We start from the raw sequence: 15,509 nt of genomic DNA on the forward strand, positions 1-15,509 counted from the left end.
CCGTAATAACGGGCGCGATATAAAAATGATCCTATTTCATTCTTTCTCGTTTTCTACACAAAAAAACTAAAGAATGTGCTTAAGCCAGTATGACCGTATACGAGCGAATTCGGTTTGTTATTTCCATATCCAACGTGGATTGTCGTGAAAGCATAGTGATTAATGAGTACAGGGGATAAATGGATGTTGTTGTTACATAAACGAAAAATGGTCAGGCTGCTGTTACGCGTGGGTTGTATTTGGGTCGGAAGCCTGTCTCCTTCGTTTTCGGTGCTGGCAGCATCTCCGACGGTGGTATCCGGCTTATCGCAACGCGCGGGCGTGGTGTCTGTAGAAAAGGGTCGTGCAGGGCTTCTAGCCGCGCTGCCGCACGGTATGACGTTACATTATCTCTCTGATTTATCATCGCTTTATGCTCAACATCAGATGCAACCCATGTGGGCAGATAACCGTGCGGTTCAACAGTTTCAACAACAGTTGGCCGAATTGGCGATAGCGGGCGTACAGCCGCAGTTCACCACGTGGGTAACCTGGCTGACCGATCCGCAATTGACTGGATTTGCGCGCGATGCCGTGCTCTCGGATGCGATGCTGGGCTATTTGCAGTTCGTCTCGGGTGTAGAACGCAGCGGTAATGACTGGTTGTACAGCAGCGTGCCTTACCGTCTGCAATCGCCGGCGCTCAATATCGTTGTGCAATGGCAACAGGCCGTGAAATCCGGCACTAGCGCGGCTTATGTCGTTTCGCTGGCACCCCAGCATTCGCAATACGCCAAAATGCATGCAGCGCTGAAGACGATGCTGACGGACAATCGCCCGTGGCCGAACCTGAATCTGGCGGAGTCTCTGCGCCCGGAACAGCAGAGTCGGGAACTGGCGGTACTGCGTGAAATTCTGCAACGTACTGGCATGCTGTCTTCAACGGAGAGCATTACGCTATTTAACGAAAATACCGCCGCGACGACAGTGTCGACAGGGCAGGCTCCGCTGGTCGAGGGCGGTGCTATTGACGATCGTTATACGGGCGAACTGGTTGACGCGGTTAAACGTTTCCAACATTGGCAAGGGCTGGAGGATGACGGCGTTATTGGTAAACGTACCCGCGACTGGCTCAATGTGTCCCCGCAAATGCGCGCGACGCTGCTGGCGCTGAATATCCAGCGTCTGCGCCTGTTACCAGACAATGTTCACACTGGTATCATGGTGAACATCCCCAATTATTCATTGATCTATTATCAGGATGGCGCTGAACGCTTATCATCGCGCGTCATTGTGGGGCAGCCTAAACGCAAAACGCCATTGATGAGCAGTTCACTGTATAACGTCGTGGTTAATCCGCCGTGGAATGTTCCGACGACCCTTATTCGACAGGATATCATTCCTAAAGTCGTGCGTGACCCCGGTTATCTAGAGCGTCATGGCTACACGGTGTTGTCCGGTTGGAGTCAGGATGCTGAAGCGATCGATCCTTCTGTGATCGATTGGCCGATGGTTTCAGCAGAACGCTTCCCCTATCGCCTGCGTCAGGCCCCAGGTGCGAATAACTCGCTAGGACGCTATAAATTTAATATGCCGAATTCAGAAGCGATTTATCTGCACGACACGCCTAATCACAACCTGTTCCAGCGCGATATTCGAGCGCTGAGCTCCGGCTGCGTGCGGGTTAATAAGGCATCGGAACTGGCTAGCATGTTATTGCAGGATGCGGGCTGGAATAATAGTCGTATTTCTTCCACGCTGGATCAGGGCAATACCACCTTTGTGTCAATGAAACATCGGATTCCGGTCAACCTTTATTATCTGACCGCATGGGTGGCTGAAGATGGTAGACCGCAGTTCCGAACAGATATTTACAATTATGATGACACCGCTCGCGCTGGGGCGAAAGTACTGCCAAGAGCAGGACTGTTGCTTCAGTAAGTATTGAAATTACGGGCATTAGCGGCATGGATATTTTATCGTTTTTGCGGGGGATCGATGCGATCTCCCGCAAACCCGTAAGCAAAGCGGGTTGACTCACTTTTCTCTGGCAGTTAAGGTTCAAGGCGGCACGTTTTGTGCCTCCTTTTATACCGTTCTTTAGCCAGGGTACTTGTTCTATGGATCACATTGACAATCATCGCCGTAAGTGGCTTGCACTGGGTGGTGCCGCGTTGGGTATCGCACTGCTTCCCGGTCAGGCATTTGCAACGTTATCGACACCCCGACCACGAATTTTGACGCTGAACAATCTGAATACCGGAGAGCTGCTGAAAACGGAATTCTTTGATGGCAAACGGTATAACAAGTCAGAACTTTCCCGCCTGAATCACTTTTTCCGCGACTATCGCGCCAATAAAGTCAAAACGATTGATCCTCAACTTTTCGATCAGCTCTATCGCTTACAGGTGATGTTGGGCACCAACAAGCCCATACAGCTGATTTCTGGTTATCGCGCGATAGATACGAATAACGAATTACGTGCGCATAGCCGAGGTGTAGCAAAGCAGAGCTACCACACGAAAGGGCAGGCGATGGATTTCCATATTGAAGGCGTTCAACTGGCTAACATTCGCAAAGCCGCGATGAAAATGCGAGCCGGCGGCGTTGGCTACTACCCACGCAGCGATTTTGTTCACATCGATACCGGCCCCGTTCGCACTTGGTAATTCGCTACCGCAGCCAACGCACATGCAACTTGAAGTATGACGGTATATATTTTCTGATACGGTTCGCGAATGCGGAACGAACCGCTCAGTTTATTCAACATGGAGTGATATGAAATATCAAATTGTCCCGGTGACGGCATTTAGCCAGAACTGCACGTTGTTATGGTGCGAAAAAACCAATGAAGCGGCGATTGTCGACCCCGGTGGTGATGCAGAAAAAATCAAACGCGCCGTTGCGGATGCAGGGATTTCGGTTAAACAGATTCTGTTAACGCACGGTCATCTTGATCATGTGGGGGCGGCTGCCGAGTTGGCCGAGCACTATCAGGTCGCAATTATTGGCCCGCAGATTGAAGATGCCTTCTGGCTGGAAGGGCTGCCAGCACAGAGCCGGATGTTTGGTCTGGAAGAATGCGCGCCGCTGACGCCATCACGTTGGTTACAGGAAGGTGATGAGGTTAGTGTGGGTGAGACGACGCTGGCGGTTTTCCACTGCCCAGGCCATACTCCGGGCCACATTGTTTTTTTTGATGCGGAATCGCGGCTGGCACAGGTAGGCGATGTGATTTTCAACGGTGGCGTAGGGCGTACCGATTTCCCACAGGGCGATCATCAGGCGTTGATCGCGTCCATCAAAAACAAGCTGCTGCCGCTGGGTGACGATGTGACGTTTATTCCGGGACACGGCCCGATGTCGACCTTAGGGCATGAACGCAAGACCAACCCTTTCCTGCGTGAAGATGCCGCGATTTGGTAGTTTCTGTTCTTTTTATCAGTAAAGGGCAGACATTTATCAATAAAAGACAGAAATGAAAAAGCCGACACAGGGTGTCGGCTTTTTTAATTGCAGAACGATCAGAGTACGGCAACAATCGCTTCGCAGAGCGGTGCCATATTTTCTGGCGTCATTCCTGCAACGTTGATACGGCCGGAATTCACCGCGTAAACGCCGAATTCGTCACGCAGACGCAGAACCTGCTCTTTGGTCAAGCCGCTGAATGAGAACATCCCATTCTGGTCGATGATGAAGGAGAAATCCTGCTGCGCGCCTTTTTCCTGCAAGGTATTCACGAACAACTGACGCATACGTTGAATGCGCTCACGCATCGCCGTCAATTCCTGCTCCCAAATGGCCTTCAGCGCATCGTTGCCTAGAATGGTCGCAACAACGGTCGCGCCGTGTGACGGTGGGTTAGAGTAGTTTGCGCGAATAGCGGCTTTCACCTGGCTGAATGCGGTGTCTGCCGTGGCGGCATCGGCGGCAACCAGCGTACAGGCACCGACGCGCTCATTGTACAAACCGAAGTTTTTAGAGTACGAGCTGCATACGATCAGTTCATCATGCTTCGCGGCGAAGAGTCGCAGGCCTTCCGCATCTTCTTCGAGCCCACGAGCAAAGCCCTGATAGGCGAAGTCAAACAGTGGCAGCCAGCCTTTTGCTACTGACAGCTCGGCCAACGTAGCCCACTGCTCGGCGGTAGGATCGATACCGGTTGGGTTGTGGCAACAGCCGTGGAACAGCACCACGTCACCCGCTTGTGCGGCATTCAGGCTGTTCAGCAGGCCATCAAAATCCAGCGCGTGGTTTGCAGCATCGTAGTAGTCGTACTGGCACACTTCCAAACCGACAGCAGAGAAGACGTTATTGTGATTTGGCCAGGTTGGGTTGCTGATCCAAATGCGTTTCGCAGACGTTTGATTGGCAATGAAATCAGCGGCTACACGCAACGCACCGGTTCCGCCTGGCGTTTGCGCCGTACGGGCACGTTTGCCGGCAATGATGGCATTCTGCTTGCCAAACAACAGCTCCTGCGTGCACTGACCGAATGCTGGCAGACCGTCAATGCCCAGATAGTTTTTGGTGGTTTCATTTTCCAGCAGATAGTGTTCTGCTTTTTTTACGCTGGTCAGAACCGGGGTTTTACCGGTTTCATCTTTATAGACACCAATACCCAGATTGATTTTATTCGCGCGGTCATCGGCGCGGAAAAGATCGGTCAGCCCGAGAATAGGATCGGCCGGTGCGGCAGAGATATTTTCAAACATTGCCAGAATGTTCCATAACTGAGATGAAATAAGAATTCTCAGAGTACCGTCAGTAAAAGGCTTTGCCAACCGTTGATGTCAAAAAGAAAGGGAAATAACAGGGAGAAGGAGAGAGACGAAATAAAAGACTGGTTAGACGAGAATAATTGGCGCAGCGTGGCGTAAAACAGAAACAAAAAAATACGGGGAGCATTTTTCAACGTGGCTGGCGACGGCTCGTAAAAGTGGGGAGCTATCGCTACCCAGCACGCAATAAAAAAGACAGAGCTGAGGCTCTGTCTTTTTGTGCAATACGAACGATTAACTCGTTACGTTATGCGATGCCAACTTAGAACTGGTAGATTACACCGACGTCTACACGGTCGCTGTTTTCGAGACTATAAGCGTTGTCTTTGTTCAGCAGACTGATGTCGTACTCAACATAGGTAGAGAAGTTTTTGTTGAATGCGTAATTTGCACCGATGCTGGCGTATTTAACTGCGTAATCATTTTTAGCAGTTGCTGCAGTGGTATCAATTTTGTCTTTACGAGAAACGTAAGCCAGAGTCGGAGTCAGGCCAAAATCGAAGTTGTATTGTGCAACTACTTCAAAGATTTTGCTTTCATCTGCAATCGCAGAAGCTGCTGTGGAACCCGTGTTGTAGAAATTGCGTGCTTCACCGTAGGTAGCTGCAACATAGATGTTGTTCGCGTCATATTTCAGACCGGTTGCCCATACGTCAGCTCTTGCACCTTGAGCGCTTGAAGCACGTTGGTTCGCAGTACGCTCGTAAGCACCGTAAGACGCTACCACACCTACGCCGAAATCAGTGTCATAAGACAGTGAGGTCGCCCATGCATCACCGTGGTTACGTTCGACATTCTTGCCAGTCAGTACTGCTGGTGTGCCGCTGGTAGGTTCATTGGATGATTTATCATCTTTAGCAACGTATTGCAGACCGAAGCCTAAATTATCAACCAGACCGAAGAAATTGGTGGTGTTAAAGGTTGCGGCGTTGCCGATACGACCAGTCAGGGTATCAGTGACGCTGCTGTCACCGCCGTTTTCTGGCAGAACGTCGGTATAAGCCATACCGTTGTAAGCTACACCTACGTTACGACCGTAGTCAAAAGAACCGAAGTCAGCAAATTTCAGACCCGCAAACGCTTTACGGGTTTTCCCAGCAGTTGCGTTGTTGTCTTCGGCTTTATTAGCATCAAACTGGTATTCAAATGTGCCGTATCCAGTCAGATCGCTAGTGATCTGCGTCTGGCCTTTAAAGCCCAGACGTGCATTAGTGTTGTCTTCATTTTCGGCGCTTTGGTTTTGGAATGCATAGCCTGCGTGTACACGACCAGTCAGATCCAGCTTGTTCGCATCTTTATTATAGATTTCTGCTGCGTTGGCTGCGCCTGCGACTAACAGAGCTGGGATTACTACTGCAAGAATGTTGCGTTTCATCATTATTACCCTCATTGGTGTTATTTGGACACCTGCCACTGCCATAAATAATTCTTTACGGAACTATTCCTGAAAGTTTGGTGTCTTCCTGTGTCTGAACGCAGTTTTCCATTCACTCGCCAGTTAATCCACCCTAAAGATGCTACAAAGTTCGCAATCGGGTAACAAATGGAAATTATGTATGTCTAAATGTAAAATTCAGGGAACTTTATGAGACAGAATAAAAAATAAAAAAAAAGAGCCGGAAAACCCGACTCTTCTTTTCTACCTATTTGTTTTACTTATATTAAATTTTTATTTAGAAACTGGCGTTCCGTGGTGTGCGTGGGAAAGGAATAACATCGCGCACATTTTGTACACCGGTCACATAAGCAATCAATCGTTCAAAACCTAAACCAAAACCGGAATGGGGAATGGTGCCGTAGCGACGCAAATCACGATACCACCAGTAGTCTTCTTTATTCAGTCCCATCTCTTCCAGACGGCTATCCAGTTGAGCCAGACGCTCTTCACGCTGAGAACCACCGATGATTTCACCGATTCCTGGTGCCAGAACATCCATCGCGGCAACGGTTTTACCGTCTTCATTCATACGCATGTAGAAGGCTTTGATGTCTTTCGGGTAGTTTTTAACGACAACCGGTGCTTTGAAGTGCTGCTCCGCCAGATAACGCTCGTGCTCGGAGGAGAGGTCAACGCCCCAGTAAACCGGGTTCTCGAACTGCTTCCCGCAGTTCAGCAGGATCTCGACGGCATCGGTGTAATCTACCTGTGCAAAATCAGAGCTGACGAATTTTTCCAGTCGAGTGATGGCTTCTTTATCTACACGTTCAGCGAAGAACGCCATATCATCGGCACGTTCGTTCAGTACGGCCTGGAAAACATATTTCAGCAGGTTTTCAGCCAGACCGGCTACGTCATCCAACGTGGCGAAAGCGACTTCCGGTTCGATCATCCAAAACTCGGCCAGATGGCGGCTGGTGTTGGAGTTTTCCGCGCGGAAGGTTGGGCCAAAGGTATAGACGTTGGACAGTGCACAGGCGTAAGTTTCGCCATTCAACTGACCAGATACGGTCAGGAACGCTTCTTTACCGAAGAAATCTTCACTGAAATCCACTTTACCTTGTTCGGTACGCGGCAGGTTTTCCAGATCGAGAGTAGAAACGCGGAACATTTCACCCGCGCCTTCGGTATCGGATGCGGTAATCAGCGGGGTAGATACCCAGAAGTAGCCGTTCTCATGGAAGAAACGGTGAATGGCCTGTGCCAGCGTATGGCGAACACGCGCCACGGCACCGATCAGATTGGTACGCGGACGCAAATGCGCCACTTCACGCAGGTATTCGATGCTGTGGCGCTTTGCCGCCATCGGGTAGGTATCGGGATCGTCAACCCAGCCGACAACATTGACGTTGGTGGCTTGCAACTCGAAGCTCTGGCCTTCACCCGGAGAAGCGACGACATTACCGGTGATTTCTACGGAACAGCCGGTAGTCAGGCGCAGCACGTCATCCTGATAATTGGAGAGATTATTATTAACGACAGCCTGTAATGGATTAAAGCAGGAGCCGTCATAAACGGCGATAAAGGAGATACCGGCTTTAGAATCTCTCCGGGTACGTACCCAGCCGCGCACGGTGACTTCGCTGTCAACGGCGACACGGCCTTGCAGTACATCGACTACAGGCACTACGCTCATAAAATTCTCTCTTTAATTAATCGTGTTTAAGAAATATATCGTGGTTAAAACGTCAAATGGCCCAATCCGAGCCATTTGCTATGTTACTTGCGATGCAACAGGACACAAGCAGAAATCACCGGAATGGCGCGAAGTTTTCGCTCATTCTGGTGAATCTGCTGCAAAGTTGGTCAACATCTATAGGGGAAAGCCTCAACTGGCCTTTTTCACGCGGGGTAAGTCAAACGCTTTGCGCAACTCACACACGAAGTTCTGATCCTGACAGATGGTTTTACCTGGACTATCGGAGAGCTTTGCCACCGGCTTGCCGTTGCATTCCACCAGCTTGATGACGATATTCAGCGGTTTCACGCCGGGGATATCACACGTCAGGCGCGTGCCGATACCAAATACCAGATTCACGCGTTGCCAGAAGTGACGATACAGCGTCAGCGCTTTATCCAGATTCAGATTGTCGGAGAAGACCAGCGTTTTGCTCATTGGGTCGATGTTCAGGCGCTGATAATGTGCAATGGCTTTCTCTCCCCAATCGACCGGATCGCCAGAGTCGTGACGCAGCCCCTGATAGGCTTCGGCAAACGGCAAATCGAAATCGCGCAGGAAGGCATCCATAGTGATGCAATCGGTCAACGCAATGCCCAAATGTGTGGGATATTCACACAACCACATTTGTAGCGCGGCGCGCTGGCTGTTTGCCAGCGTCGGACTAATTTGCTGATGGGCCTGAAACCACTCGTGCGCCTGCGTACCGACAGGCGTGATAGCCAAACGGCGCGCCAGATCGTAATTGCTGGTGCCGATGAGGTAAGGGAAATCGGCTCGCAGCGTCGTCACAATAGTCTGCTGGACATCACGAGAGAAACGCCGACGCGTGCCGAAATCCATTAACTTGAACCGACTGAGATCCACATCCGCGCTGTTCTGGCGGAAGCTCTCCAGTGAGGCCGACAGTTGGACGAGCGCCTGCTCCGTCGTGATGTGAGGTGAACGATCGCGATGCACGACTTCACTGATCACGGCCAGCAAGGGAACTTCCCACAAAATCACTTCACGCCATGGCCCGGTGATGCGGATATCCAGCTTGCCAGCATGATTCTTGATCGACACCTGCTGCGGATTAAAACGGAAATCTCGCAGCCAGTGGAGATAATCCTGCTTAAAGAACGGCAGAGAAGAAAGATAGGTGAACTCATCGTCACTCAATGACAAGAAACGCATCAGATCGACCTGATGGGCTATTTCGTCGGCGTAAACGCCTAATAACTCATCACCGCGACAGCGAAATTCAGCCGCAACGTCGACATCATAATAGTGATGATACACCGCCTGTTGCATGTGCAGCTTGTAGGCATCGGTATCCAGCAATGAGTGCAGAATCGGGGAAGTGTGCAAAGTCATAATGCGTTACAGCATCCTTGTAAGATGCCTATCCACCATCGGGACAATTAGCAATGTTCGGTCAGTATACCTTGATTATCCGTTTATTACATTACGACAACATAGCGAGACGTGCGGGAATGAACCGCGGTACGATGATTATCCTCATTATTTTGTCGTGGTAACATTAAGATAACAGGCTTAGACTTGATCTTTGATGCTTATGACGAGGTGGAAAATTTATATGAATCAACAGCCGCAAATAAAATATCGCCATGACTACCGTGCACCGGATTACACCATTACCGACATTGCACTGGATTTCGATCTCCATGCTGAAAAAACTCACGTAAAAGCCGTTAGTCAGGTGGTGTTGCAGGGGGACGCTGGCGCGCCGTTGAAGCTGAATGGAGAAGGGCTGAAACTGATTAGCCTGAGTGTTGATGGCCAGCCGTGGACACATTACCAGCAGCAGGACGATGGCCTGATTCTGACGCAATTACCCGCGCGTTTCACGCTCAGCATCGAAACGGAAATCAATCCTGCCGCCAATAGCGCGCTGGAAGGGCTATACCTCTCTGGCGATGCGCTCTGTACACAGTGTGAGGCCGAAGGATTCCGCCACATTACCTATTATCTCGACCGACCAGATGTGCTGGCGAAATTCACGACGCGCATCACAGCCGATAAAGCTCGCTATCCTTATTTACTCTCGAACGGTAATCGTATCGCACAAGGAGAGCTGGAGGGCGGTCGCCACTGGATTGAATGGCAGGATCCGTTCCCTAAACCGGCTTATCTGTTCGCGCTGGTTGCCGGCGATTTTGATGTGCTTCAGGATCGCTTTACGACACGTTCTGGCCGCGATGTTGCGTTGGAGTTGTACGTTGACCGTGGCAACCTCGATCGTGCTGGCTGGGCGATGACCTCGCTGAAGAATTCGATGAAGTGGGACGAAGAGCGTTTCGGTCTGGAATACGATCTCGACATCTATATGATCGTCGCCGTTGATTTCTTCAACATGGGGGCGATGGAAAACAAAGGGCTGAACGTATTCAACTCTAAATACGTGCTGGCCAAGGCAGAAACCGCGACGGATAAAGACTATCTGAATATTGAAGCGGTGATCGGCCATGAATATTTCCACAACTGGACGGGCAACCGCGTCACCTGTCGCGACTGGTTCCAGCTTAGCCTGAAAGAAGGGCTGACGGTGTTTCGCGATCAGGAGTTCAGCTCCGATCTGGGGTCGCGTCCGGTGAACCGTATTGATAACGTGCGTGTGATGCGCGGTGCCCAGTTTGCCGAAGATGCCAGCCCGATGTCGCATCCTATTCGTCCCGATCAGGTGATCGAGATGAATAACTTCTACACGCTGACGGTCTATGAAAAGGGATCGGAAGTGATCCGCATGATGCACACCTTATTAGGTGAGGAAAAATTCCAAGCCGGTATTCGTTTGTATTTTGAGCGTCACGACGGCAGCGCAGCGACCTGTGATGATTTCGTACTGGCGATGGAAGATGCCTCCGGTGTCGATCTCACACAGTTCCGCCGCTGGTATAGCCAGTCAGGCACGCCAGTGCTGACCGTACGTGATGATTACGATCCACAGACGCAACAATATCTGCTGAGCGTGAGCCAAAAGACGCCGATCGGTGCCGACAAGCAGCCTAAGTTGCCGCTGCATATTCCGTTGGATATCGAACTGTACGACCCACAAGGGCAGGTCATTCCGCTACAGAAAGACGGTCAACTGCTGGCGTCGGTGCTTAATGTGACCGAATCCGAACAGACGTTCATTTTCGATCAGGTGCCTTGCCGTCCGATTCCTTCTTTATTACGTGAGTTCTCCGCGCCGGTAAAACTGAACTATGCCTGGAGCGATGAACAGCTGACGTTCCTGATGCGCCACGCGAGCAATGCTTTTTCGCGTTGGGATGCGGCACAGAGCCTGCTGGCTAACTATATCCGTCTGAACGTTTCTCGCTATCAGCAGAAACAACCGCTTTCTGTACCGATGCATGTTGTCGATGCTTTCCGTGGCGTGTTGCTGGATGAGAAACTGGATCCGATGCTGGCTTCTCAGATTCTGACATTGCCGAGCGAAAACGAGATTGCCGAGTTGTTTGACATCATCGATCCTACGGCTATCGCTGCCGTACGTGAAAGCATGACGCGTACGATGGCAAAAGAGATGGCGGATGAGTGGCTGGCGGTATACCACGCGAATCACGCGCCGCAATATCGTATCGAACATGCGGATATGGGCAAACGCGCGCTGCGCAACGTCTGCCTGCATTATCTGGCATTCAGCGATGCGGATCAGGCGGATAAATTGGTGCAGGCGCAGTTCCGTCAAGCGGATAACATGACGGATTCTCTGGCGGCGCTGTCGGCGGCGGTCGAGGCTCAGTTGCCCGTTCGTGATGAGCTGCTGACGCAGTTTGATAACCGCTGGCATCAGGATGGCTTGGTCATGGATAAATGGTTTGTGCTGCAAGCGACCAGCCCGGCAGCCGATGTGCTGACACGCGTGCGTGAGCTGCTGCAACACCGTTCATTCAGCCTGAACAACCCTAATCGCCTGCGTTCACTGGTGGGGGCATTTGCCGCGTCAAACCCGTCGGCTTTCCATGCTGAAGACGGGAGCGGCTATCGTTTCCTGACGGAGATTCTGACCGATCTGAATACCCGCAATCCTCAGGTCGCGGCACGGGTGATCGAACCGTTGATCCGCCTGAAACGTTATGATGCTAAACGTCAGTCGCAAATGCGTCAGGCGCTGGAACAGTTGAAGACGTTGGAAAATCTGTCTGGCGATCTGTTCGAGAAGATCAGCAAGGCACTGCAAGACTAATCCTGCCACAGTGATTCTTCTGTCACACGCGGTAGCTTGCCGCGTGTGACATTCTCCCTCGCGCTAATTTCTTACTTCCGCAAACGTTTTACTTTCCGCAGAGATGGCACTACCATCACCGACCGTGAATTCATAATCTTAGATTGTGACGATTATTTTTTGCGGAATGATAACGGTGGTAGGGGATAGAAGAGTAAAGCGTCCGCGCCAGGGACAAAAGCGTCAGGAACGCTTTTGAACGTCGCTAGCGACGGCCCTGAAAGGGTGAATCTCAGGGATGAGATTCATATCTGCGCGGCTCGAGCTTACAGGGATGTACTTGCAGCGTCTTTACGATCTATCCCTTACCACAGCGTGACTGACGTTATTATCAAGCGCTAATCCACTATTGCTTACTTCCAGCGTAGGCAAGATACCTTTGCGATAGGGATCTCAGGAGACAATATGTTCTATCCCGTTATCAAAAAAGCCCTGTTTCAGCTCGATCCAGAGCGTGCACATGAGCTGACCTTCCAACAATTACGCCGTATTACCAACACGCCTTTTGAATTTCTCGTCCGCCAATCTGTTCCTACTAAACCGGTTACCTGCATGGGGTTATCTTTTAAAAACCCACTTGGTCTAGCGGCGGGATTAGATAAAGACGGCGAATGTATCGATGCGTTAGGCGCAATGGGATTTGGTTTTATTGAAGTGGGGACGGTAACGCCGCGTCCACAATCCGGTAATGATAAACCGAGATTATTCCGTGTAGTGGAAGCGGAAGGATTGATCAACCGGATGGGTTTCAATAATAAAGGCGTGGATTATCTGGTCGAGAATGTAAAGAAAACACGCTTTGGCGGCGTATTAGGGATCAACATCGGCAAGAATAAAGATACGCCGGTTGAGCAAGGTAAAGACGATTATTTGATCTGCATTGATAAGGTTTATCCTCATGCAGGCTATATCGCTATCAACATTTCGTCACCCAATACGCCGGGATTACGCAGCCTGCAATATGGTGAAGCGCTGGACGATCTTTTGCTGGCGATAAAGAACAAGCAGACGGAATTAAAAGATAAGCATCAGAAATATGTTCCCGTGGCGGTGAAGATCGCGCCGGATCTTTCTGAAGAAGAATTGATCCAAATTGCCGACAGTTTGGTTCGCCATAACATCGACGGGGTGATTGCCACCAATACGACGCTCGACAGAAAACTGATTCAGGGATTAAACCACTGCGGGCAAACCGGAGGATTAAGTGGGCGTCCTTTGCAGACAAGCAGCACGGAAATTATCCGCCGTTTGTCACAGGAATTAGCAGGGCGTTTACCAATTATTGGCGTTGGCGGAATTGATTCTTTGGTTGCCGCACGCGAAAAAATGGCGGCTGGTGCGTCGCTGGTACAGATATATTCAGGCTTTATTTTCCACGGTCCTCGCTTGATTAAAGATATCGTTACACATATTTAATCCGAAATGCCTTTCATTTTTAGCTGGGGGTTTATTTATCCCCCCAGCTAGTCTATATTTTATCCGTTTGCGTAAATAATCTATCAACCGATGTCTGATCGTCTTACCGCAACGTTTATGACGATGAACGATTATTGCAATGTGAGAAAACACAATCAGCCATTTCTGATATTTCTACTGTGAAGGCGAAGGGTAAATAATATGAAGTTAAAACCTGACGATAACTGGCGCTGGTATTTTGATACCGAACACGATCGCCTGATGTTGGATTTGGCTAACGGCATGTTATTTCGTTCTCGTTTTCCGTCTAAAATGCTAACCTCGGATGCATTCAATGAATGTGCATTCTGTGTTGACGATGCCGCGTTATTTTTTACCTATAACGATAAATGTCAGAAAGCGGCACTGCATCGAGACCTCCAAGGCGAATTAGTTTTGAATGCGTTGGTCGCAAGCCGGTTCCTAAAACCGCTTATGCCAAAAAGCTGGCACTTCATCCAACAGCCGGATGCCGTAACGTATTCGCCGCAGGCGGGGGATGTTGTACAGGTACAGCTCACGGAAACCCATGAAACGGCCTGTTTTCTGGTGGCGGAAGCAGGGGATAAAGCCTGCCTTTGCTTGCTGGCGCAAGAACAGCTGTCATTAAATGGAAAAAACATGGGGCTGGGCGATGCCATAAAAATCATGCACGACAGACTCATGCCTGCCGTCGTGCAGAATAGGGCTGAGTGGGAAACCTCGTTGGGCGAAGGCACGTCAGCATTTGAATATGCCAAGGTGGTCTAAACCCTCGGCTATACTCGTAAGACTTCAAACTGCATGTACGCTGGCTTTTCTTCGACTATTGCAGATGCTTTTTTATTGCAGATGAACGTCACTCTGCGGGATGCAGCTACAGGTAAGAATCTCGCCGTTTTCTCTAATGGCACTTTGCTTCAGTGCGGAAACCTCTCCGCTGACTAACGTCAACTTACAGCACCCGCACAATCCTGCCCGACAAGAATAGGGGATTCGAATACCCTGTTGCTCCAACTGTTCCAGTAAAATCTGCTGATTGTTCCCTTGTAATGATTGTCCCTGATAGTGGATGGTGACGGCCTGTTCGCTTTTTTCGGGAACGACAAGGCTTTCGACCGCCTGACCAGAACCATAAGGTCGCGGCGGCTTGGTCGCTAAGACTTCTAGCGTATCACCCACGCGAATGATGCCCGTATTTCTGGCGATCAGGTTTTGCCCGAAATCCACGTCGCCGTTCTCGGCAGTACGGAAAGATTGCAGCGTTGCCAGCGGTTCTCCTGACGGATGCTTACGGCCACGTTCGATGCTAACGGTGGTGAAAATGCAGCGGCTACAGGGTTTGACGACGTCAAAAATAACTTCGCCAATCCGAATGGTCTTCCAACTGTCTTCGGCAAAGGCTTCCGCGCCCGTCACGACCAAATTGGGGCGAAACTGTTCGATTTTAATGCCAGCGGAACAGCGCTGGCGTAGCGCCTGAAATGAGGCATCATTAATTAACAGAAACGGATATCCGTCGGCAAACGCCAGAGGAACGTCAGGATGATGCTTCACTCGCCGCGATGGCGCATTGCCCGCCCAGCGAAGCTGGACGGTACGCTGAAAATAGTGGCTTAACCAGACATTGATAGCATCGGGGGCGACGAGCGCCGTAAAGTGCGTTCCCCAGACTTCTGTCGGCTGAGGTGCTTCGGTGAAGTCGGCAAAACGTATCGTGGCCGTTTGACCATCCGGCGCGGCAATAAACAGTCCATCGGGTAACAAGGCGGGGGTAAATAACACCATTTGCGGATACTGGCGGGCAGTAATAAAAGTGCCATCCGATTCGGTAATCATGAAGGCACGATCGTTCGCCAAACCGCTGACAGACGCCATTGCGTGGGACAGCTGTAGCCCCCGCATCGATTTTACCGGATGAATATAAAGCCGCGTTACGCCAATCACTGACCTGTTCCTTGCCAA

The 15,509-nt window shown here is 50.5% G+C and carries 11 protein-coding genes; 6 read left to right on the forward strand and 5 right to left on the reverse strand.

Going from position 1 to position 15,509, the window contains the following annotated elements:
- Positions 1-183: 183 nt before the first annotated feature.
- From ldtD to DMB82_RS09140, 3 genes are all read left to right on the forward strand, one after another.
- Entirely contained in the window at positions 184-1,920 is a 1,737-nt protein-coding gene (gene ldtD / locus DMB82_RS09130; protein WP_116163426.1) for a L,D-transpeptidase, read from the forward strand.
- A 179-nt stretch (positions 1,921-2,099) separates the two neighbouring features.
- Positions 2,100-2,648: a peptidoglycan L,D-endopeptidase MepK gene (mepK, locus tag DMB82_RS09135; RefSeq protein WP_116163424.1), complete on the forward strand. Its 549-nt coding sequence runs from the start codon at positions 2,100-2,102 to the stop codon at positions 2,646-2,648.
- Between the two features lie 109 nt (positions 2,649-2,757).
- Positions 2,758-3,405, forward strand: coding sequence for an MBL fold metallo-hydrolase (locus DMB82_RS09140; protein ID WP_014915118.1), 648 nt, complete (start codon positions 2,758-2,760; stop codon positions 3,403-3,405).
- A 98-nt stretch (positions 3,406-3,503) separates the two neighbouring features.
- Here DMB82_RS09140 and DMB82_RS09145 read toward each other — a convergent pair whose 3' ends face one another.
- From DMB82_RS09145 to pncB, 4 genes are all read right to left on the reverse strand, one after another.
- A complete protein-coding gene (locus tag DMB82_RS09145) occupies positions 3,504-4,694 on the reverse strand; it encodes an amino acid aminotransferase (protein ID WP_116163422.1) in 1,191 nt (396 codons plus the stop codon).
- A gap of 328 nt (positions 4,695-5,022) precedes the next feature.
- The gene (locus DMB82_RS09150) at positions 5,023-6,138 is read right to left on the reverse strand and encodes a porin (protein WP_102116305.1); all 1,116 of its coding nucleotides are present in this window, start codon (positions 6,136-6,138) and stop codon (positions 5,023-5,025) included.
- A 295-nt stretch (positions 6,139-6,433) separates the two neighbouring features.
- On the reverse strand, positions 6,434-7,834 hold the full coding sequence (gene asnS, locus DMB82_RS09155; protein ID WP_010307810.1) for an asparagine--tRNA ligase: 1,401 nt from the start codon (positions 7,832-7,834) through the stop codon (positions 6,434-6,436).
- A 192-nt stretch (positions 7,835-8,026) separates the two neighbouring features.
- Positions 8,027-9,232, reverse strand: coding sequence for a nicotinate phosphoribosyltransferase (pncB, locus tag DMB82_RS09160; protein ID WP_116163420.1), 1,206 nt, complete (start codon positions 9,230-9,232; stop codon positions 8,027-8,029).
- A gap of 223 nt (positions 9,233-9,455) precedes the next feature.
- Between pncB and pepN the strand changes: the two genes are divergently transcribed.
- The 3 genes from pepN to DMB82_RS09175 all read left to right on the forward strand — a co-directional run bounded on the left by pepN (position 9,456) and on the right by DMB82_RS09175 (position 14,315).
- Positions 9,456-12,071: an aminopeptidase N gene (gene pepN, locus DMB82_RS09165; protein WP_103970950.1), complete on the forward strand. Its 2,616-nt coding sequence runs from the start codon at positions 9,456-9,458 to the stop codon at positions 12,069-12,071.
- 444 nt (positions 12,072-12,515) lie between these two features.
- Positions 12,516-13,526, forward strand: coding sequence for a quinone-dependent dihydroorotate dehydrogenase (pyrD, locus tag DMB82_RS09170; RefSeq protein WP_116163418.1), 1,011 nt, complete (start codon positions 12,516-12,518; stop codon positions 13,524-13,526).
- Positions 13,527-13,727: 201 nt separating this feature from the next.
- Positions 13,728-14,315 carry a cell division protein ZapC gene (locus DMB82_RS09175; protein ID WP_116155615.1) on the forward strand — a complete coding sequence of 196 codons (588 nt, stop codon included), beginning with the start codon at positions 13,728-13,730 and terminating at the stop codon, positions 14,313-14,315.
- 72 nt (positions 14,316-14,387) lie between these two features.
- Here DMB82_RS09175 and DMB82_RS09180 read toward each other — a convergent pair whose 3' ends face one another.
- Positions 14,388-15,491, reverse strand: a complete 1,104-nt coding sequence (locus DMB82_RS09180; RefSeq protein WP_116163416.1) for a YcbX family protein — start codon at positions 15,489-15,491, stop codon at positions 14,388-14,390.
- Between the last annotated feature and the right edge of the window lie 18 nt (positions 15,492-15,509).

Source organism: Pectobacterium aquaticum (assembly GCF_003382565.3).
Lineage (GTDB): Bacteria > Pseudomonadota > Gammaproteobacteria > Enterobacterales > Enterobacteriaceae > Pectobacterium > Pectobacterium aquaticum.